This is a genomic window from Streptomyces sp. NPDC051913 (assembly GCF_044593635.1).
In the GTDB taxonomy this organism is placed as follows: Bacteria; Actinomycetota; Actinomycetes; order Streptomycetales; family Streptomycetaceae; genus Streptomyces.
Genome location: NZ_JBIUCI010000002.1, coordinates 802,783 through 824,292 on the forward strand (window position 1 = coordinate 802,783; position 21,510 = coordinate 824,292).

A 21,510-nucleotide genomic window follows, 5' to 3' on the forward strand; every position below is an offset into this window, starting at 1 on the left:
GCTAAGGCCCCTTCACTGACATCCTGTGTCAGTGAAGTCCAGCCGACTCGTCTCGATCCTGCTGCTGCTCCAGACCCGGGGCAGGATGACCGCCGCCCAGCTCGCCGAGGAGCTGGAGGTCTCGGTGCGCACGGTGTACCGGGACGTGGAGGCGCTGGCCGCGGCCGGTGTCCCCCTGTACGGCGACGCGGGCCACGCCGGTGGCTACCGTCTCCTCGACGGCTACCGCACCCGGCTGACCGGCCTGACCGCCGACGAGGCGGAGGCCCTCTTCCTCGCGGGCGCCCCCGGTCCGGCCGCCGAGCTGGGGCTGGGGTCCGTACTCGCGGCCGCCCAGCTGAAGGTGCGGGCCGCGCTGCCGGCGGAGCTGCGCGTCCACGCCGACCGGATCAGCGGCCGGTTCCATCTCGACGCGCCCGGCTGGTACGCGGAGGCAGACGCCACGCCGTATCTGCCGGCGGTGGCGGACGCGGTCTGGAACGGCCGGGTGCTGCGGGTGCGGTACCGCCGCTGGGCCCGGCCGACGGATGTGGAGCGGCGCCTGGAGCCGTACGGGCTGGTGCTGAAGGCGGGCCGCTGGTACGTGGTCGCGGGTCCGGGGCCGCGCACCTTCCGCGTCGACCAGATCCTCGAACTCGTCACGTCCGACGAGGAGTTCGCCCGCCCGAACGACTTCGACCTGGCCGCGTACTGGACTGCCTACCAGCGCGACTTCCATGAACGCCTGTACCGGGCGGAGGCGGTGGTGCGGCTGGCGCCGGGGGTGACGCACCCGAGGACGACGGCGTACGGGCCGGAACAGGCCGACGGCTGGACCCTGGCCCGGGTGCCGATCGAGTCCGTCGACCGCGCCCTGGGCGAGTTTCTCTCCATGGGCGCGGGCGTCGAGGTACTGGAGCCGTCCGAGCTGCGCGAGCGACTCACAGAAACCGTACGGGAGTTGGCGGTGCGATACGCCGGATGAGCGGCAACCTTCAGGCGGGCGGCGACGACCGGGGAGTGGAACCCGTCCGTCCTCCCAGGAGGTACGTCTCGTGCAGCACCCGCACCCGCATGCGCACCCCCACCCCCACCAGCACCGCAGACGAAGGGCCGTTCTCTCCGCGCTGGGCGCCACCGTCGCGCTCGTCGCCGCCGGGCTCACCCAACTGGCCACCCCCGGTACGGCGGAGGCCGCGACCGCCCGGCAGGTGGAGAAGCTGGACCGGGGTGTCGTCAGCGTCCACACCGACGCCGGCAACCTGGTCAGCTGGCGCTGGCTCGGCACCGACCCCACCGACGTCTCCTTCAACGTCTACCGGGCCGGTACGAAGGTCAACTCGACGCCGATCACCGGCTCCACGAACTACTTCCACTCCGGCGCCCCTTCCCAGGCCGACTACACGGTCCGCGCGATCGTCGGCGGCGTGGAACAGGCCGACTCGGTGCACGCGATCCAGTTCCGCACCGGCTACAAGGACGTCCCGATCAGCCCACCGGCAGGGGGCACCACCCCCGACGGAGTCGCCTACACCTACGAGGCCAACGACGCCTCCGTGGCCGACCTCGACGGCGACGGGGCGCTGGACTTCGTACTGAAGTGGCAGCCGACGAACGCCAAGGACAACTCCCAGTCCGGCTACACCGGCAACACGATCGTCGACGGGATCAAGCTCGACGGCACCCGGCTGTGGCGCGTCGACCTGGGCCGCAACATCCGCTCCGGCGCGCACTACACGCAGTTCCAGGCGTACGACTACGACGGCGACGGCAAGGCCGAGGTCGCCATGAAGACGGCGGACGGCACCGTCGACGGCACGGGCGCGGTCATCGGCAGCTCCTCCGCCGACTACCGCAACTCCAGCGGCTATGTCCTGTCCGGGCCCGAGTACCTGACCATGTTCAACGGCCAGACCGGCAAGGCGATGGGGACGGTGGACTACGTCCCGGCGCGCGGCACGGTGTCGTCGTGGGGCGACTCGTACGGCAACCGGGTGGACCGCTTCCTCGCGGGCACGGCCTACCTGGACGGCGCCCGCCCCTCCCTGATCATGGCCCGCGGTTACTACACCCGTACGGTCATCGCGGCCTGGGACTGGCGAGGCGGCGCCTTCACCCGCCGCTGGACCTTCGACACCAACTCCTCCACCAACTCCGGCAAGGGGTACGACGGTCAGGGCTCGCACAGTCTGTCCGTCGGGGACGTCGACAACGACGGCAAGGACGAGATCGTCTACGGCGCGATGGCGGTGGACGACAACGGCAACGGGCTGTGGACCACGAAGACGGGCCACGGCGACGCCCAGCACCTGGGCGACCTCGACCCCTCGCACGCGGGTCTGGAGTACTTCAAGGTCTCGGAGTCGTCCTCCCAGCCGGCGGAGCTCTACATCAATCCGGCGAACGGCACGGTCAACTGGAGCCTGGCCGCCTGCTGCGACAACGGCCGCGGCGTGGCGGGCGACATCTGGGCGGGCAACGACGGCGCCGAGGTCTGGTCGGCCTCCGACTCCTCCATCCGTGACGAAGCGGGCGCGACCAAGGGCCGCGAGCCCTCCTCCGTCAACTTCCTCTCCTGGTGGGACGGCGACACCACCCGTGAACTCCTCGACGGCACCCACATCGACAAGTACGGCACCTCCGCCGACACCCGACTCCTGACCGGCGCCTCGGTCCACTCCAACAACGGCACGAAGGCGACCCCGTCCCTGTCCGGCGACATCTTCGGCGACTGGCGCGAGGAGGTCGTCTGGCCGACGACGGACAACACGGCGCTCAGGATCTACTCGACGCCGTACGAGACCACGACAAGGATCACCACGCTCCTCCACGACACGATATACCGCACGGGCCTGGCCTGGCAGAACACCGCCTACAACCAGCCCCCGCACCCGAGCTTCTTCATCGGCAACGGCATGGCGACGGCACCGCGTCCGACGGTCTACACCCCCTGAGGGACGACGCGTTGAGGCCCCGCCCGGAGCACCTCCCGGGCGGGGCCTCGTCGTCAGAGGGCTCTCAGCTCACCGTGCAGCTCTGATCACCCACCTTGAACGCGGTCGGTTTCCCGTTCGTCCCCGACCAGTTGCCCGTGAAGCCGAAGCTCACGGAGGAACCCGCCGCCACGTTGGCGTTCCAGGTGACGTTCTTCGCGGTCACCGATGAACCCGACTGGGTGTAGTCGGCGTTCCAGAGCTGGCTGACGGTCTGGCCGTTCGGGAAGTTCCAGGCGAGGGACCAGCCGGACCAGGCGTTGGTGCCCGTGTTGCTGAGCTGCACGTCCGCCTGGAAGCCGCCCGACCACTGGTTGGTGATCTTGTACGTCACCGCGCAGGCGCCGGTCGGGGTGGGGGTCGGGTCGGTGCCGCCACCGCCGTCGCCGCCGCCGCTCGTGTCGGAGGTGTCGCCGTAGATCACGCCCCGGCCGTTCGTCGAGACATAGACCCGGCCGTAGACACGCGGGTCGCCGGTGATGGCGGCGCCCGTCCAACCCCACTGGTGCGCGTCGTCGTTGATGCGGGTCCAGGTCGAACCCTGGTCCGTGGAGCGGAAGATGCCGCGTACGCCGCCGATCTTCGCGCTGGTGTAGAGGGTTTGGTAGGAGGCCCCTGTGGCCGCCTTTCCGAAGCCGATCGTGTCGGCCTGGTCGACGTTGGAGAGCTTGGTGAAGCTCGTACCGCCGTTCGTCGAGTGCCACAGGCCGTACGCGCCGTCACTCGCGCCGCCCGCCAGCCAGACGTCACCCTTCGTGCCGGGCAGCGCCTTGAAGCGGACGCTGTCGCCGGCCGGGAGACCCGTGGCGGAGGACGCCGTGAAGGTCGCGCCGCCGTCCGAACTCACGTAAAACTTACCCGACTTGAAGCCGTAGAAGGTCTTCGGGTCCACTCGGTCGGCTTCGACGATCGCGCCCGCCGGGATGCCCGACGACGCCGACCACGACGAACCGAAGCCCGTCGTGTACTGGACGCCGGTGCCCGTGGGGCTCCACACGAAGCGGCTGCCGTCGGACGCCGCCGCGACCGTACCGCCCCCGCTGACGCCCGAGGGATCGGTCCCGCCGAACCAGTTGGCGCCGTTGTCCGTCGAGAAGGCGATGTGCGGGCCCGAGTCGAGGTCGCCGACCCGGACGACCGTGTTCGGGTTCGTCTCCGCGAAGTCCAGGCTGGTCGTGGTGGTGAAGTTCGGCTGGGTGTACATCATCGACGTGACCTTGGTCAGGTCCGTGTGCCGGAAGCCGCCGACGTCACCCAGCGCGCTGAACAGCAGTGCCCCGCCCGACGGGGGAGCGGCGAGGTCGTTGACCGCCGTCTCCTCCAGGCCCTGCACCATCGGCTTGATGGTGAACTGGCTCCCGGAGTCCCAGTTGGTGAGGTTCTCCGTGCCGTAGATCGTCGCGCCCGTCCCGTACATCATCCGGTTGGAGTTGAACGGGTCGATCTCCAGCGACTCCGTCATCCACCCCAGTTTCGGGCTCTGTTCGGGCGGTGACGGGTTCGCGCCCCAGGTCAGCCAGGGGGACGAGGAGACGTCCATGGTGTAGCGGTTCGAGCGGTTGGGGTACGAGGTGTAGTCCCATGCCCTCGTCCAGGTCGCGCCGCTGTCCGTGGAACGGAAGATCTGGGTGTCGGGCCACCACGAGCTGTACGCCGTCGCCATCAGCGTTCCCGGATGCTGACGGTCGACCGTTACCCCGCTGAAGCCGTAATAGGTGTCGGCCTCCGCGACCGGGCTGATGTTCGTCCAGGTGCCCGTCGCCGTCGCGTAACGCCACAGCTGGCCCTTGCCTCCGTCGTACGGGCCGCCCTTGTCGCTGTAGGCGAGATAGAGGTAGCCGTTCGTCGCGTCCAGCACACCCTTGTGGGCGAGGTATCCCGTCGGCTGCCCGGCGAGGCGTGACCAGGTGGCGCCGCCGTCCGTCGAGCGGTACACCGAGTTCTGCAGGTCGGCGACCCCGACGTAGATCGACTGCGTCGCGCTGCCCGAGGTGCCCGTCTTCTCGTCGAAGGTGACCCAGACGATGCCCTGGTTGTCGTTGGCGTAGCCGGAGGTGTCGCTCGCGTCCTGCACATAGTTGCCGACGTTGGGGAAGTTGGTCACCTGCGACCAGCTCGCGCCGGAGTCCGTGGACCGCCACAGGCCCTTGCCGCTCGGCGCGCCCAGGTACAGCACGCTGTTCTTGTTGGGGTCGACGGCGAGCCGCTCGCCCATGCCGCGGCCCGGCATGTTGCCGCCCAGCTTGAACGGCAGGTCCGCCTTCTGCCAGCTGGCACCTCGGTCGGCGGAGCGCAGGACCGCCCCGTTCCCCGGGTCCCAGCTGTTGGTGTACGTCCCGACGGCCGCGTACACCTTGTCGGGGTTGGCAGAGTCGGAGGCGAGGCTGACCACGCCGGTGTGCCCCCAGTCGTTCCAGCCGACCGAGTCCAGCAGCGGTGTCCAGGTCTTGCTCGACTCCTGCCAGCGGTAGGCGCCACCGATGTCGGTGCGGGCGTAGGCGAGGTTCTTCTCGGAGCGGTTGAAGACGATGCCGGGGACGAAGCCGCCGCCGTCGATCCGGGCGTTCTTCCAGGTGTACGTGTCGGCGGCGAGCGTCACCTTCGCGGGACTGTCGGCCGCGAGCGCGGGCGGGGTGCCCGCGAGGAGACCGGCCGCGAGAGCGAGGACGGCCGTGAGGATGCGGGTTCTTCGCACGGGGTGTCCTTTCCGGGATGTGGGGGAGGGAGGGGACGTGCGGGGGCCTTACGGGCGCCTTGCGGGCGCCTTGCGGGCGTCCTACAGGTGGGGTAAGCGCTTTCTACTCGGTCCGAGAGGTGCCGGGCGGCCCCCAGTGCGGGAGGGGGCCACCCGGCCGGTCGGCCCCGTCGTCAGGTGACGGGACCAGGTACGCGGGGCTCCTCAGGCGGAGCGCCTGGCGGGGGCTATTCGAGCAGCTCCGCGTACGAACCCATGGCCAGGGCGATGTCCGCCTGGGCCCAGAAACGGTGGTACGTGAACGACGGCACCGCGCCACCCGCGAGATACGCCGAGATCTTCGACCAGGCCGGGTCGTTCTTGTAGAAGGACCTGATGGACTCGAAGGTGGACGAGGAGCTGATCGCGTCGCCGTTCGGCATCTTGCCGGTCCAGCCGGACGGGACGTAGACCGAGTCGTCGAACCGGTTGTAGTCCGCCCGGTTCTCCGGCACCGCGATGCCCAGGCTGTCCTGGTAGTTGCCCCACATGCCGTCCAGGAGCGCCTTCGCCGTCGTCGCGGCCTCGGTGTCACCCGAGCGGTCCGCGTAGTACGTCAGGGTCTTGGCGTACGCGGCGGCCACGCCGACGTCGTTGGTGTAGTCGGCGACGGTGACGTGAAGTCCGCTGTTGGAGCCGGGACTCGAGGCGTTCCAGGTGTCGGGCTGGCCCGACCACTGGAGGGTGGAGGGGATCTGGTAGGTGCCGTCCGGGTTGATCGTGGTCTTGGACAGCGCCCAGTCGACCCACTTGTCGAGGACCGCCTTGGCCTGCGCGTTCCCCGTCTGCTGGTAGTACTCCGCCACCCGCTCCATCGACCACGCCTGGAAGCCGAACCACTGGTTGGACGGCGGGTCGTGGTAGACGGGCTGCTGGTCGTAGTACATGCCGTAGAAGGTCGACGTACCGGCCGGCGGGGTCGCGTAACGGCCCGCCCAGCTGTTGGTCGCACCGCCCGCGATGGCGCCCTCGTTCGACTGAAGCCAGCGGTAGAACTCCAGCTGCCGGGTGAGCGAGGTGCCCCAGTCCGCCGCGCCGGTGGAGGACTTGGGCTTCAGGTCGGCGTAGGAGCTGAGCGCGTAGGCCGCCAGGGGGTTCTGGTAGCCGCCGTGCACATGGCTGGAGCCGATGCGCCAGGCCCAGCCCGCCGAGGTGTCGGTGGCGCCGCCCCACGCGTAGTACCAGGACAGCAGGTACGCCGACGAGTTCTTGCCGGTGCCGGCCGCACAGGTCGACGGACCGACACAGTTGCCGATCTTCTTGAAGTACTTGTCGTACATCGCGTAGCGCAGATAGTCGCCCATCTTCGCGGCCTTGCCCACGGTCGCGGAGACGTCACTGCCCTTGCCCTGCTGCTTCGCCCAGACGTCCGCCCAGTACGCGGCCTGCACGGCCCGCGCGTCGGCGTCCGGGGCGTTGGTGAACTTCCACTGCTTGGCGTAGGAGGCGTCACCGGTGAACAGGTCCAGGTAGCCGTTGGTGCCGCCGTACTTGAACTGGTCGCAGGTCGGCTGCGGCACCGTCTCCCACACCGACTCCTGCGCGCCGCGCTGGAAGGTGTTGATGTACGAAGGGCCGGTGTCGGTCGGCCCCGCCTCGCACTTGCCCGGCGAGTTGCCGTAGCCGTAGACGTTGTCGACGTCCTGCAACCAGTGCATTCCGTAGACGTCGTCCGTGCCGTACGCCGACTTCAGCTCGCCCGCGATCGGGTCCGCGCCGACCGAGACCGACGAGTCGAGCTTCGCCGGATACTCGTTGGGCGTGTCCAGCTCGGGGGCGTACGTGGCCGGCTTGGAGGCGTTGTAGAAGGAGTTGGTCGGCTGGTCGGCGTGGGTGGGGATCATGTACTTCTCCATGATGTCCCAAGCGCCGTTGAACTTGGTCCAGTCGCCCGTCACCTTGCCGTACATGGCCTGGAGCCAGAGCAGGTAACTGTATGCCTCCGACGTCGTCTCGTGGCCGTGGTCAGGGGCCTCGACGATCAGGGTCTCCACCGAGTGGTAGGGGATCCCCTCGGGTGAGAAGTAGCCGTTCGCCGGGTTGGTGATCTTCCCGTACAGGTCCAGGAAGCGGGCATCGTACTGCTTCGACGCGGCGATCTGGGTGACCGTCACCGCCGCCTTCGCATGGCCCGTGGCGCTCGACTCGAAGGTCGCCGCACCGGTGCCGGAGGAGTCGGCGGTGATGGTCACCTTCTGGGCCGTGCTCCAGTTCGACGGGGTGAAGGTCAGGGAAGCCCCGCCGGTCACGGACAGGCCCGAGTTGCCGCTCGCCCGTGCCGTGGTGACGGTCACGTTGGCGGACGGCTGGGTCGACAGCTTCAGGTCGTAGGTGGCCGTCTTGCCCTGCTGGACGGCGAGTTGAGTCGTCGAGGCCACCACGGCGGGACCCGAGGCGACCGTGATGCCGACCGGGGTCGACTCCGCCGACGCCCCCAGGCTGTCGTACGCCTTCGCGAGGAGCGAATGACTGCCCACGGTCAAACTTGAAGCAGAAAGAGAGTAGGGCGACGTCGTGTCGGTGCCCAGCAGGGTGGTGTTGTCGTAGAACTCCACCTTGCTGATGGTCGCGTTGTCCGCGGCCGCGGCGGTCGCCGCGAGCGGGACGGCGTCGCCCTGGGTGTACACGGCGCCCGCGGTCGGGCTGGTCAGCACGGTGATCGGCGGCTGGTGGGCGCCGGTGCACGTGGTGCCGTTGATCGCGAACGACGTGGGTGCGGCGTTGCTGCCGCTGTAGCTGAACTGCGCGCCGGTGGAGACCGCGGCGCCGGCCGCGATGGTCCCGTTGTACCCGGCGTCCTTCACCGAGATGTTCTGGCCGGACTGGGTCCAGGTCCCGTTCCAGCCGTTGGAGAGCTTCTGGTTACCGGTGTAGGCGTAGGTCAGCGTCCAACCGTTGATGGCGTCCGTACCGCGGTTGGTGATCGTCACGTCCGTGGTGAAGCCGGAGCCCCAGTCATTGGTCTTGTAGTCGACACTGCAGGCAAGTGCCGCCGCGGACGCGGGAGTTGAAGCCGTACTGAGCATGGCGAGCGGAAGTGCCAGGGCCGCGACTACGGCGGTCCAAAGGCGCCGGGTGCGCCGGCGTCTCCTTCTGGGGAGCATGTGCTGGTTCCTCCTTGCGGCTCGGAGAAGTCAAGGCTTGAACCAGTGGGAGCGCTCCCATAGTGAGGACGAGGGTGTGAGGGGTCAAGGTGCTTGAAGAGTCGAAAAGATTCGATGAATGTGGTTGAGGAAAAGTCAAGTGACGCCTCTGTTCTTTGACGTCACTTGCCGCTAGCTTCGGTGGCACCAGTGGGAGCGATTCCATCAGTCGACGCGTCCGTCACGACGCGCCAGATCTGCAAGGAGTCGCTCATGCGACACCCCCCGCGTTCAGGACCTCGTTCAGGTCTTTTACTTGCCGGCGCAGCCGCGATCGCCCTGCTGGGCACCGCGGTCGCGCCGGTGGTCACGGCGTCGGGAGCCACCCCCGCGTGCACGGTCGAGTACTCCGTCACCAGTCAGTGGGACACCGGCTTCCAGGGTGCCGTGACGATCACGAACAACACGGCAGCCGTGAGCAGTTGGAGCCTCGGTTTCGACTTCGCGGGCGGCCAGAAAGTCACTCAGGGCTGGAACGCCAAATGGTCCCAGTCCGGTACGACGGTCACGGCGGCCAACGAGAGCTACAACGGCTCACTGGCCACCGGAGCGAGCGTCAGCGCCGGCTTCATCGGCACCCGGTCGGGGAACAACCCCGTACCGACGGCGTTCAAGCTCAACGGCACCACCTGCAACGCCGGCGCGGACCCCTCGCCCACGCCGACCCCCACGCCGACCGACCCGACGGACCCCGGTGACCCCGACGCACCACCGGCCCTGAAGGTCTCCGGGAACAAGCTCGTGGACGCCGACGGCACCACCCGTCGTCTGCTCGGCGTCAACCGTTCCGGCGGCGAGTTCATGTGCGTCCAGGGCCGCGGCATCTGGGACGGACCGGTCGACGACGCCTCGGTCAAGGCGATCGCCGACTGGAAGGCCAACACGGTCCGCATTCCGCTGAACGAGGAGTGCTGGCTCGGCCTGTCCAACATCGACGCGGCCTACTCGGGCGCCAACTACATCAACGCCGTCAAGGACCTGGTGGCGAAGGTGAAGGCGCACGGCATGACCCCGCTGGTCGAGCTGCACTGGACCTACGGGCAGTACACCGGGAACTCGGCCGGCTGCTCCGACGTGCACGCCAGCTGCCAGAAGCCGATGCCCGACATGCAGTACACCCCGGCCTTCTGGAAGTCGGTGGCCAACACGTTCAAGGACGACCCGGCCGTCGCCTTCGACCTGTTCAACGAGCCCTACCCGGACCGCGCCACCGCCACGACCACCCAGGCGTGGCAGTGCTGGCGGGACGGTGGCACCTGCTCCGGCATCGGCTACGAGGTCGCCGGCATGCAGGACCTCGTCGACGCCGTGCGCGGCACGGGCGCGAAGAACCTGATCCTGGCCGGCGGGATCGCGTACTCGAACGACCTCGGCCAGTGGCTCACGTACAAGCCGACCGACCCGGCGGGCAATCTCGCCGCCGCCTGGCACGTGTACAACTTCAACACCTGCTCCAACGAGAGCTGCTGGAACTCCACGCTTGCCCCGGTGGCGGCACAGGTGCCGCTGGTCGCCGGGGAGATCGGCGAGAACACCTGCGGTCACTCCTTCGTCGACCAGGTCATGAAGTGGTTCGACGACCGCGGCCTGTCCTATCTGGGCTGGACCTGGAACACCTGGGACTGCTCCTCCGGCCCCTCCCTGATCTCCGACTACGACGGAACCCCCACGTCGTACGGCATAGGGCTACGCGATCACCTGCGCGCCCTGAACGGTTAACACCCGCAACCGAGAAGGAAACCCGCACTCATGAGTCGTACGAGAACCGCGCTCCTCGCTGCCCTGGCGCTGGTCGCCGGGGCCTCCGGGACGGCCCTCGCCGTGGTCCCCGGAGACGTCGGCATCTCCGCCATTCCCTGCACCGTCGACTACAAGGTGCAGAACGACTGGGGCACCGGCTTCACCGCCAATGTGACGATCACCAACAACAGCGCCGCCAAGAGCAGCTGGGCGGTCAAGTGGTCGTACGCCGGGAACCAGAAGGTCACCAACGCCTGGAACGCCAAGGTCACCCAGAGCGGGACGGCCGTCACCGCCGCCAACGAGAGCTACAACGGCACGCTCGCCACCGGCGCTTCGACCAGCTTCGGCTTCCAGGGCACCTACAGCGGCACCAACGCGATTCCGACCACGTTCACCCTCGACGGCGTGACCTGCAACGTCGACGGTGGCACCGGCCCGACGGACCCGACCGACCCGACCGACCCCGGGACCGGCACCAAGGTCGACAACCCGTACAGCGGCGCCAAGGTGTACGTGAACCCGGAGTGGTCCGCGAAGGCCGCCGCGGAGACCGGCGGCAGCCGGATCTCCAACCAGCCGACCGGTGTGTGGCTGGACCGGATCGCCGCGATCAACGGCGTGAACGGCGGCATGGGGCTGCGCGCCCACCTCGACGCCGCGCTCGCCCAGAAGGGCAGCGGGGAAGAGGTCGTCCAGCTGGTCGTCTACGACCTCCCCGGCCGTGACTGCGCGGCCCTCGCCTCCAACGGCGAACTCGGCCCGACGGAGATCGACAAGTACAAGACGCAGTTCATCGACCCGATCGCCGCGATCCTCGCCGACAGCAAGTACAGCTCGCTGCGGATCGTCACCACCATCGAGATCGACTCGCTGCCCAACCTGGTGACCAACACCGGCAGCAAGGCCACCGCCACCCCGGCGTGCGACACGATGCTCGCCAACGGCAACTACGTGAAGGGCGTCGGATACGCGCTCAACAAGCTCGGCGCGATCCCCAACGTCTACAACTACATCGACGCCGGTCACCACGGCTGGCTCGGCTGGGACGACAACTTCGCCCCCTCGGCCACCCTGTTCAAGCAGGCGGCCACCAGTGAGGGCGCGACCGTCGACGACGTCCACGGCTTCATCACCAACACGGCCAACTACAGCGCCCTGAAGGAGAACAACTTCACCATCAACGACTCCGTGGCCGGCAAGTCCGTCCGTGAGTCGAAGTGGGTCGACTGGAACCGGTACGTCGACGAGCTGTCGTACGCCCAGGCCTTCCGCAACCAGCTGGTCTCGGTCGGCTTCAACTCGGGTATCGGCATGCTGATCGACACCTCCCGCAACGGGTGGGGCGGCACGGCGCGGCCCACCGGGCCGGGTGCGACGACCAGTGTGGACACGTATGTCGACGGTGGCCGCTACGACCGCCGTATCCATGTCGGGAACTGGTGCAACCAGTCCGGGGCCGGTCTCGGTGAGCGTCCGCAGGCCAACCCCGCGACCGGGATCGACGCCTACGTGTGGATGAAGCCTCCGGGTGAGTCCGACGGGTCGAGCTCTGCCATCTCGAACGACGAGGGCAAGGGTTTCGACCGGATGTGTGACCCGACCTACACGGGTAACGCGCGCAACGGGAACAACATGTCCGGGGCGTTGGCCAACGCGCCGCTGTCCGGGCACTGGTTCTCCGCGCAGTTCCAGCAGCTGATGCAGAACGCGTACCCGCCGTTGTAGTAGCGGCATGAACGGCCGCCGGGGTTTGTCAGTCCTCCCCTGACAGACCCCGGCGGATCGCGCGTTCCACCGCGGAGTGGTTTCCGTCCACCCGCTCCAGCTCGTGGGGTACCGCCGACATCAACGGTGGTTGTGCCATGAAGCGGGGGCGGGTGCCGTGGTGCGGCTGGGCCGCGTGGACCAGGAAGGGGTGGCAGAGGTAGACGTCGCCCGGTGTGCCGGTGGCGTGGGCGAGGGGGCGGTGGGCCGAAGCCTCGGCGACCTGGGGCCCCAGGGTCAGGAAGTCGGCGCCCTGCTCGCCGTACGGTGCCAGGATCCGCGGTACGTCGAGATGGGAGCCGACCCGGATCCGCGTCGGGGCGTCGGCCTCGGTGATCTCCGAGAACAGGAACAGCATCAGCAGGGCGCGGTCGCGCGAGCGCAGGTTGGTGTGGGGGAGCTGGGCGCCCTCCGGGACGTAACTTCCTTCGATGTGCCAGCCCGCGTCGTCCGGTTCCTCCTCGTGCGGGAAGCGCAGCGGGAAGCTGCCCAGCGAATAGCGGGACTGCCAGCGGTCCTTGCCTGCCAGGGCGTCGAACGCCTCATGCAGCACCGGTGAGTTGACCGCCGCCGCGAACGGGCCCTGGGCCATGTCGGCGACCCACACCACCGGGTCCTTCCAGGTCGCCGGGTCCTCGGCGGCGTATCCCGTCTCCCGCCACAGCAGGCGCGCGCAGTGCTCGGCGACGCGGGGCGGGAAGGCGCCCTCGATCTTCACGAACCCGTCCTGGAGGAACCGCTCCACCGTCTCGTCGTCCATCGGGTCATCCTGACCGCGATCACGTGTGCGCCGCACCTCGTTTTTTGCCGTCCCGGCAACGGCTCTGGCCTCTCCCCGGTGCGTCGGCGCACGCTGGCCGCACACGGACGAGAGGGTGACCACCATGGCGCACGACCACCATCAGCATGAGCACGGGCACGCCCACCACGACCACGCCGACATCGACTGGGCCGAGATGGCCCCGATGCTGGAGGACCAGGCCGAGCTGTACACACCCCTGTACGAGCGGGCCATGGCGTGGCTCGCGAAACGGCAGACCGAGCCGGGGCTGGTCGTCGACGCGGGCAGCGGGCCGGGGGTCGTCTCCACTCTGCTCGCCGACACCTTTCCCGGCGCCCGGGTCGTCGCCGTCGACAGCTCCGAGCCGCTTCTGGAGCGGGCCCGCGAGCGGGCCGGGCGGCTCGGCGTCGCCGACCGTTTCGGCACCCTCGCCGGTGAACTGCCCGACGTGCTGGAGGAGTTGGACTACCCGGCCGATCTGCTCTGGGCCAGCTGGAGCCTGCACCACCTCGGTGACCAGAAGGCTGCCCTGGCCGCGTTCGCCGCGCGGCTCGCACCCGGCGGCACCCTGGCCCTGCTGGAGGGCAGTCTGCCCACCCGGTATCTGCCCCGCGACATCGGCATCGGCCGCCCGGGGCTCCAGGCCCGGATCGACGCGGTGCACGAGGAGTGGTTCACCGAGATGCGGGCCGCGCTGCCCGGCGCGGTCGACGAGATCGAGGACTGGGCGGCGCTGATGACGTCCGTGGGGCTGAAGCCCACCGGCACCCGCAGTTTCCTGCTGGACCTGCCCGCCCCGACCACCGACCGGGCCCGCAGGTGTGCCGTCACCGCCTTCACCCGGATGCGGGACGTCCTCGGCGTACGCCTCGACCCCGACGACCGCGCCACCCTCGACCGGCTCGTCGACCCCGAGGACAAGGCGAGCCTCCATCACCGCCCCGACCTGTTCGTCCTCACGGCCCGCACGGTCCACACGGCGGTCCGCCCGGTCTGACGCCTTTCTGTCAGCTCCGCCCTTGACTTCGAGAACGCTCCAAGTGATCTACTGCGCGGCGTTCACCGAAAACAGGGGGTAGTCATGACCGATTCTCCGGTCGCGCTCATCACCGGCGGCGGCAGCGGCATCGGCGCAGCCGTCGCACGCCAACTCCTCGACGCCGGGCACCGGGTGACCGTCACCGGCCGGGGCGAGGAGCGGCTGCGTGGCTTCGCCGAGGAACTCGGGGATCCCGAGGGCCTGTTGACGCTCGTCGGTGACGCCGCCGACTACGAGAGCGTGCGGTCGGCGGTCGACCGCACCCTCAAGGAGTTCGGCCGACTGGACACCGTGGTCTCCAACGCCGGTACGGCCACTCATGATTCGGTCGCCGACGGGGACCCGGCCGGCTGGACCGAGATGGTGCTGACCAACGTCCTCGGACCGGCGCTGCTGATCCGTGCCTCCGTCGACGCCCTCAAGGAGACCCGGGGGCGGATTGTGCTCATCGGCAGCGTCGCCGGGTTCGTGCCCACGCCCGGCAATATCTACGGGGCGACGAAGTGGGCGGTGACCGGGCTCGCCGAGAACACCCGCCGCCAGGTCACTGAGTGGGGCATCGGCGTCACCCTGGTCGCGCCCGGCCGGGTGGAGACCCCGTTCTGGGACAGCTACGGCAGCCTCCCGCCCGGCCATCTCCTCACCGCCGACCAGCTCGCCGACTCCGTCGTGTGGGCCATCCGGCAGCCCGAGGGAGTCGACGTCAACACCGTCGTCGTACGGCCGATCGGGCAGCCCAACTGAGCTGAGGGCGGGTGGGTGGGCGTTGATCCTGGTCAGCGCGTACGCACGGTGACCAGCCCTACCCGGACATGACGAAGGCCCGGACGGTGCTCCGTCCGGGCCCGCCGCTGTGCCGTGCCGTCAGCCGATGTCGAACGTCGCCGGGTCCGGGCCGATACGACGGTCCTCGTTGAGGGCGCTGATCGCGGCCAGGTCCTCGGTGTCCAGGCTGAAGTCGAAGACCTCGATGTTCTCCTTGATCCGGGACGGGGTCACGGACTTGGGGATCACCACGTTGCCGAGCTGGAGGTGCCAGCGCAGCACCACCTGGGCCGGGGTGCGGCCGTGCTTCTGGGCGATGGCGACGATCGCCGGAACCTCCAGCAGGCCCTTGCCCTGGCCCAGCGGGGACCAGGCCTCGGTGGCGATGCCCTGCTCCGCGTGGAACTCGCGGGCCGCGTGCTGCTGGAGATGCGGGTGCAGCTCGATCTGGTTGACCGCCGGGATGACCGAGGTCTCGGCGATGAGCCGCTCGAGGTGCTCCGGGTGGAAGTTGGAGACGCCGATCGCCCGGGCACGGCCGTCGGCGAGCAGCTTCTCGAACGCCTTGTACGAGTCGACGTACTGGTCCCGGGCCGGCAGCGGCCAGTGGATCAGGTACAGGTCCACGTACTCCAGGCCGAGCTTCTCCAGGGAGGCGTCGAACGCGCGCAGGGTGGAGTCGTACCCCTGGTCGCTGTTCCACAGCTTGGTGGTGACGAAAACGTCCTCGCGGGGGATGCCGGAGGAGGTGATGGCCTTGCCGGTGCCCTCTTCGTTGCCGTAGATCGCCGCTGTGTCGATGCTGCGGTACCCGGCCTCCAGGGCGGTGGTGACCGCCTGCTGCGCCTCGTCGTCCGGCACCTGCCAGACGCCGAAGCCCAGCTGGGGCATCTCGACGCCGTTGTTCAGGATGATCGGGGGGACCTTGCTGCTCACGAGCTCTTGATCCTTACGGTTGTCGTCAGGTGGTACTCCCATCGTCAACGATCACGAGCGGGGATGCATTCCTGACGGCGGAATAGGACAGAATCCGCCGGAAAGCCCCTCAGGCCCTGTACAACGCCTCGACCTCGCCCGCGTACGCGTTCTCGATCGCCTTGCGCTTCAGCTTCAGCGACGGCGTGAGCAGCCCGTGCTCCTCGGTGAACGGCTGCGCCAGGATGCGGAACGTGCGGATCGACTCGGCCTGGGAGACCAGGGTGTTGGCGGCGACCACGGCGCGTCGCACCTCCGTCTCCAGGTCGGCGTCCCGGACCAGTTCGGCCGCCGTCAGCTGCGGTTTGCCGCGCATCGCGAGCCAGTGCTCGACGGCCTCCTGGTCGAGGGTGACGAGGGCGGCGACATAGGGGCGGTCGTTGCCGACGACGATGCACTGGGAGACCAGTGGATGGTCCCGGACGCGCTCCTCCAACTGGCCGGGGGAGACGCTCTTGCCGCCGGAGGTCACCAGGATCTCCTTCTTGCGGCCGGTGATGGTGAGGTAGCCGTCCTCGTCGAGGGAGCCCAGGTCACCGGTGGCGAGCCAGCCGTCGTGCAGGGTCGCGTCGGTGGCCTTCTGGTTGTTGAGGTAGCCCTGGAAGACGTTGTCACCGTGCAGCCAGATCTCGCCGTCGTCCGCGATGTGCACGGTCATGCCCGGGATGGGCCGGCCGACCGTGCCGTAGCGGGTGCGCTCGGGGGGGTTGGCGGTGGCGGCGGCCGTCGACTCGGTGAGGCCGTAGCCCTCGTAGATGTGCACGCCCGCGCCGGCGAAGAACAGACCGAGCCGGCGGTCCATGGCCGAACCGCCCGTCATCGCCTGCTTGATGCGGCCGCCCATCGCGGCCCTCATCTTGGAGTAGACGAGCTTGTCGAAGAGCTGGTGCTGCACGCGTAGACCCGCCGAAGGGCCGGGCCCGATGCCCCAGGCCTTCGCCTCCATGGCGTCCGCGTACTTCACCGCGATGTCGACGGCCTTCTCGAAGGCGCCCGCCTTGCCCTCCTTCTCGGCCTTGCGGCGCGAGGCGTTGAACACCTTCTCGAAGATGTACGGCACCCCGAGGAAGAACGTCGGCTTGAACGCGGCGAGGTCGGGCATCAGGGCGGCGGCGTTCATCTGCGGCTGGTGGCCGAAGCGGACCCTGCCGCGGATCGCGGCGACCTGCACCATCCGTCCGAAGACATGCGCGAGCGGCAGGAACAGCAGGGTCGCCGCCTCGTCGCCCTTCTTGGAGTGGAACACCGGCTCCCAGCGCCGGATGACGGTGTCCGCCTCGTACATGAAGTTGCCGTGCGAGATGACACAGCCCTTGGGGCGGCCGGTGGTGCCGGAGGTGTAGATGATGGTGGCGACCGAGTCGGGGGTGACCGCCTGCCGGTGCCGGTGCACCACGTCGTCGTCGAGGTGCGCGCCGGCGTCGTACAGCTCCTGCACACAGCCCGCGTCCAGCTGCCACAGCTCGCGCAGTCGCGGCAACCGGTCGATGACGGTGGCGATGGTCATCGCGTGGTCCTCGTGCTCCACGATCGCGGCCGTGCACTCGGCGTCGTAGAGCATCCAGAAACACTGCTCCGCCGACGAGGTGGGGTAGACCGGCACCACCTGGGCGCCGATCGTCCACAGGGCGAAGTCGAAGAGGGTCCACTCGTAACGGGTGCGGGAGACGATCGCGACCCGGTCACCGAAGCGGATGCCGCGGGCGAGCAGTCCTTTGGCGAGGGCGAGCACCTCGTCGCGGAACTCGGCCGAGGTCACGTCCCGCCACTGCCCGGACTCGTCCTTGCGGCCCAGCGCCACGCACAGCGGGTCCTCCTGGGCATGGTCGAACACCACGTCGGCCAATCCGCCCACCTGGGGTGCCAACGCCAACGGAGGGTTGGTGAACTCGCGCAAACCCCGCTCCCCGCTCCCTCTGACATTGGTCCGGCGCTCCGCACAGCGCCGTGAAAGCTACCCCACCTATCGACGGGGCGGGAGGGGGTGCGGATTCCGGCGGTGTCCGGGTAGCGGCTGGTCAGCGCCGGAAAATGCGCTCACATGGGGAAGGGTCGGACAGAAAACTGACGGTTGAGTAAGTTTCGGACCCCTAATCTCCACCGAATCTGTACGACCCGAGCAACCCGTGCGCGAGCTGTCGGAATGATCAGTTCCGCTGTGTCGCCGTCTCCTCTGTCAGCGTCGTCACGCCCGGATCCGTCACACCCTCCCGCGCCGCCCCCGGCGTCCTGAGCAGCGCGAGGACCAGCGCACCGCCGGTCACCGCCACCAGGCCGGCCGCCACCGCCGCCGTGTTCAGCCCCGAGGCGAACGCGGCCCGCAGCGCGTGCTCGGGGACGGTGCCCCGCAGCGCGCCCGCCCCGCCGCCCGCCAGCGCGTGAGCCGCGTCGCGCGGCAGTGAGTCCGCCATCCGGGAGGTGAGCACCGTCCCGAAGAAGGCCAGGCCGAGCGCGTACCCGAACTGCCGGAAGGCGTTGACCGCACCGCTGGCCATGCCCGAGCGCTCCCGCTCCACCGTGGCCAGCGCGGCCCCCGCGACCGAGGGCGCCACCAGACCCGTACCCACGCCCACCAGCACCAGCCCCGCGACGAGCGCCGTCGATGTCGAACCGGCGTCCAGGAACGCCATGCAGAACTGCCCGGCGCCGATCAGCAGCAGCCCGCCCCCGACGGTGAACCGGGCCGGCACCCCGTGCAGCAGCCGTCCCCCGGCCGCCGCCACCACGAACGCGGCCAGCGACAGCCACAGGAAGACGAGGCCGCCGCGCACCGGGGACATCCCCAGCACGGTCTGCAACCAGATCGAGGTGTACGCCATGACCCCGAACGCCGCCGCGTTGAAGGTGAACGCGCCCGCCATCACCCCGGAGAACGCGGGCTTCAGGAACAGCCGCGGATCGATCAGCGGATCGGCGACCCGCCACTCCACGACCAGGAAGCAGACCAGCGCCAGGGCCGCCCCCGCGAAGGCGACGAGGGTGCCCGTCGCACCCCAGCCGTGCGACCCGGCCCGCACCGCCCCGTACGTCACCCCGCCCGCGAAGGCCGCGAACAGCACGGTCCCCGCCCAGTCGATCCGGCGTCCGGCCCGCCCCCGCGACTCCGGTACCGCCCGTAGCGTCAGCCACACCGCGACCACGCTCACCGGCAGGTTGACGTAGAAGATCCACCGCCAGCCGGGCCCGTCCGTCAGCAGCCCGCCCAGCACCGGACCCACCGCGGCCGCCGCACCGCCGGTCGCGCCCCACACCCCGAGCGCCACCGACATCTGCCGGCCCCGGTAGACCGACGCCAGCAGCGGCAGCGCCGTGGCGAGCGTCGCCGCCGCGCCGGCGCCCTGCAGGGCCCGCGCCGCGACCAGCATCGCCGGGCCGGACGCCAGGCCGCACAGCAGCGAGGACCCGGCGAACACCACGACCCCCGTCACATGCACCCGCCGTCGCCCGAGGACGTCCGCGGCGGCGCCCACCCCCAGCAGCAGCGCGGCCAGCGCCAGCGCGTAGGCGTCCATCACCCATTGCAGATCGCTCAGCGACGCGTTCAGCGCCGCAGCCATGTCCGGCAGCGCGACGATCGCGATGGTCACGTCCAGCAGCAGCATGAACGTGGCCAGACACGCCGCGGTCAGCGGCCCCCAAGTACGCATGTCCTCAACTCCTTGTCCATGGGATGCGCAGGACTCCGTACGATGGGCTCGACGCGGCCGATCGCGGCGGTAGAGGGCGTTGAAGCGCCGGAATCCGACAGGAGTGGCCATGCTGGAGATGGAATCCCTCACGCTCGACCGGCTGGACATTCAGCTCCTCTCGGCGCTGGAGGTCAACGGCCGGGCCTCCTTCAGCCGGCTCGGGACGGTGCTCGGAGCCTCCGACCAGACCGTCGCCCGTCGCTTCCGCCGACTGAGCGCCGAGGCGGGACTGCGGGTCGTGGCGGTCCGGGACGGCTTCCGACTCGGCCAGGACCAGTGGATGATGCGCTTTCGCTGCGCGCCCGACAGCGCCGCGGCCATCTCGGAGGCCCTCGCCAAACGGCCCGACACCGGCTGGATCGGCCTCGCCTCCGGCGGCACCGAGATCGTCTGCATGACCCGGCCCCGCAGCGCCGGCGACCACGACGAACTCCTGCTCGACAAACTGCCCCGCACCCCGGGCGTCGTGGACATCCGCGCCCACCAGCTGATCCACCGCTTCTACGGCGGCCCCACCGGCTGGTCCCAGAAGTTCGGCGTGCTCACGGACGACCAGATCGCCGCCCTGCGCGCGCACCCCCAGCCCGGACCGGGGCCGGTCGCCGTCGACCCGGACGACGAACCCCTCCTCGCCGTCCTCGAACGCGACGGACGGGCCGGATACCCCGAACTCCAGCGGGCCACCGGCCGCTCCGAGTCGGCGGTCAAACGCCGCCTGGCCGCGTTGCTCGCCTCCGGGGCCGTCTACATCGACATCGAGTACCACTCCGAGGACCTCGGCTTCCCGCGCGCCGCCGCCCTGTGGATCACCACCGCCCCGGGCGCCCTGCACTCCGTCGGCCAGGCCCTGGCCACCCACGACGAGGTCGCCTTCGCCAGCGCCACGGCCGGCCCCTCCAACCTCATGGTCACCGCCGTCGCCCGGGACACGGCGGCCTTCTACGCCTACCTCAGCGGCCCCCTCGGCCGACTGGAGGGAGTCCAGCACGTGGAGGCGACACCGTTCCTGCGCCGGGTGAAGCAGCTGACGTATGTCCGGCCCTAGCTCCGGTGCAGGCGGTCGCCGCTCGTCAGGATCGCCGCCGCCAGCGCGTCCGCCGCGCCCGGGGACGTCGTGCGGCGGTGGCCGTGGACCAGGACGAAGTCGACCCGGCCGAGTTCGGGCAGGCCCGAGCGGTCGGGGACGCGGACCAGGCCGGGAGGGATGAGGCCGCGGGAGTGGGCCATCACGCCCAGCCCGGCGCGGGCCGCCGCGATCAGACCGTTGAGGCTGCCGCTCGTGCACACGATCCGCCACTCGCGGCCCTGCCGCTCCAGCGCCTCCAGGGCGAGCGCCCTGGTGATGCCGGGCGGGGGATAGACGATCAGCGGGACGGGGCGGTCCGGGTCGAGGCGGAGGCGTTCCGCGCCGATCCACACCAGGCGGTCGTGCCAGACCAGTTCGCCGCGCGGGTCCGCCGCCCGCCGCTTGGCCAGGACCAGGTCCAGCTTCCCGGCCGCCAACTGCTCGTGCAGCGTGCCCGAGAGCTCCACCGTCAGCTCCAGGTCGACCTCGGGATGGTCGTAGCGGAAGCGCTCCAGAATCTCCGGCAGTCGGGTCAGCACGAAATCCTCCGACGCCCCGAAGCGCAGCCGGCCGCGCAACCGGGTACCCGTGAAGAACGCCGACGCCTGTTCGTGCACGTCCAGGATGCGGCGCGCGAAGCCGAGCATCGCCTCGCCGTCCTCCGTCAGCTCCACCGAGTGGGTGTCCCGGGTGAACAGCTGACGCCCGGCCGCTTCCTCAAGACGCCGTACGTGCTGGCTGACGGTCGACTGGCGCAGCCCGAGCCGCCGGGCGGCCTGAGTGAAGCTCAGGGTCTGCGCCACCGCAAGGAACGTACGCAACTGGGACGGGTCGTACAC

14 protein-coding genes are annotated in these 21,510 nt (G+C 69.7%); 7 read left to right on the plus strand and 7 right to left on the minus strand.

Features of this window, described 5'->3' with window-relative positions:
* Window positions 1–31: 31 nt before the first annotated feature.
* Together ACIHIX_RS08820 and ACIHIX_RS08825 are read left to right on the plus strand one after the other, a co-directional pair.
* Window positions 32–964 (plus strand): helix-turn-helix transcriptional regulator, encoded by a 933-nt coding sequence (locus tag ACIHIX_RS08820; protein WP_399951828.1) that lies wholly within the window; start codon window positions 32–34, stop codon window positions 962–964.
* A 70-nt stretch (window positions 965–1,034) separates the two neighbouring features.
* On the plus strand, window positions 1,035–2,933 hold the full coding sequence (locus ACIHIX_RS08825) for a rhamnogalacturonan lyase (protein ID WP_399951831.1): 1,899 nt from the start codon (window positions 1,035–1,037) through the stop codon (window positions 2,931–2,933).
* A gap of 64 nt (window positions 2,934–2,997) precedes the next feature.
* Here ACIHIX_RS08825 and ACIHIX_RS08830 read toward each other — a convergent pair whose 3' ends face one another.
* Both ACIHIX_RS08830 and ACIHIX_RS08835 read right to left on the minus strand, forming a co-directional pair.
* On the minus strand, window positions 2,998–5,667 hold the full coding sequence (locus ACIHIX_RS08830) for a cellulose binding domain-containing protein (RefSeq protein WP_399951834.1): 2,670 nt from the start codon (window positions 5,665–5,667) through the stop codon (window positions 2,998–3,000).
* Between the two features lie 227 nt (window positions 5,668–5,894).
* Window positions 5,895–8,810: a glycoside hydrolase family 48 protein gene (locus tag ACIHIX_RS08835; RefSeq protein ID WP_399951837.1), complete on the minus strand. Its 2,916-nt coding sequence runs from the start codon at window positions 8,808–8,810 to the stop codon at window positions 5,895–5,897.
* Between the two features lie 252 nt (window positions 8,811–9,062).
* On the opposite strand from ACIHIX_RS08835, the gene ACIHIX_RS08840 reads away from it, so the two are divergent.
* Both ACIHIX_RS08840 and ACIHIX_RS08845 read left to right on the plus strand, forming a co-directional pair.
* On the plus strand, window positions 9,063–10,568 hold the full coding sequence (locus tag ACIHIX_RS08840; protein WP_399951840.1) for a cellulase family glycosylhydrolase: 1,506 nt from the start codon (window positions 9,063–9,065) through the stop codon (window positions 10,566–10,568).
* A 30-nt stretch (window positions 10,569–10,598) separates the two neighbouring features.
* Entirely contained in the window at window positions 10,599–12,317 is a 1,719-nt protein-coding gene (locus tag ACIHIX_RS08845) for a glycoside hydrolase family 6 protein (RefSeq protein WP_399951843.1), read from the plus strand.
* A 28-nt stretch (window positions 12,318–12,345) separates the two neighbouring features.
* Here ACIHIX_RS08845 and ACIHIX_RS08850 read toward each other — a convergent pair whose 3' ends face one another.
* Entirely contained in the window at window positions 12,346–13,116 is a 771-nt protein-coding gene (locus tag ACIHIX_RS08850; RefSeq protein ID WP_399951846.1) for a phytanoyl-CoA dioxygenase family protein, read from the minus strand.
* 124 nt (window positions 13,117–13,240) lie between these two features.
* Here ACIHIX_RS08850 and ACIHIX_RS08855 point away from each other — a divergent pair, with 124 nt between their 5' ends.
* The gene (locus ACIHIX_RS08855) at window positions 13,241–14,134 is read left to right on the plus strand and encodes a class I SAM-dependent methyltransferase (protein ID WP_399951849.1); all 894 of its coding nucleotides are present in this window, start codon (window positions 13,241–13,243) and stop codon (window positions 14,132–14,134) included.
* A gap of 84 nt (window positions 14,135–14,218) precedes the next feature.
* On the plus strand, window positions 14,219–14,920 hold the full coding sequence (locus ACIHIX_RS08860) for an SDR family oxidoreductase (RefSeq protein ID WP_399951852.1): 702 nt from the start codon (window positions 14,219–14,221) through the stop codon (window positions 14,918–14,920).
* Window positions 14,921–15,040: 120 nt separating this feature from the next.
* Here ACIHIX_RS08860 and ACIHIX_RS08865 read toward each other — a convergent pair whose 3' ends face one another.
* The 3 genes from ACIHIX_RS08865 to ACIHIX_RS08875 form a co-directional block, all read right to left on the minus strand.
* A complete protein-coding gene (locus tag ACIHIX_RS08865; protein ID WP_399951855.1) occupies window positions 15,041–15,877 on the minus strand; it encodes an aldo/keto reductase in 837 nt (278 codons plus the stop codon).
* 109 nt (window positions 15,878–15,986) lie between these two features.
* Window positions 15,987–17,813 (minus strand): AMP-dependent synthetase/ligase, encoded by a 1,827-nt coding sequence (locus ACIHIX_RS08870; RefSeq protein WP_399951858.1) that lies wholly within the window; start codon window positions 17,811–17,813, stop codon window positions 15,987–15,989.
* A 250-nt stretch (window positions 17,814–18,063) separates the two neighbouring features.
* Window positions 18,064–19,563: an MFS transporter gene (locus ACIHIX_RS08875; protein WP_399951861.1), complete on the minus strand. Its 1,500-nt coding sequence runs from the start codon at window positions 19,561–19,563 to the stop codon at window positions 18,064–18,066.
* A gap of 109 nt (window positions 19,564–19,672) precedes the next feature.
* Between ACIHIX_RS08875 and ACIHIX_RS08880 the strand changes: the two genes are divergently transcribed.
* Entirely contained in the window at window positions 19,673–20,650 is a 978-nt protein-coding gene (locus ACIHIX_RS08880; RefSeq protein ID WP_399951864.1) for an Lrp/AsnC family transcriptional regulator, read from the plus strand.
* On the opposite strand, the gene ACIHIX_RS08885 is transcribed toward ACIHIX_RS08880, so the two are convergent.
* On the minus strand, window positions 20,647–21,510 hold the full coding sequence (locus tag ACIHIX_RS08885; RefSeq protein WP_399951867.1) for a LysR substrate-binding domain-containing protein: 864 nt from the start codon (window positions 21,508–21,510) through the stop codon (window positions 20,647–20,649). The genes ACIHIX_RS08880 and ACIHIX_RS08885 overlap by 4 nt on opposite strands.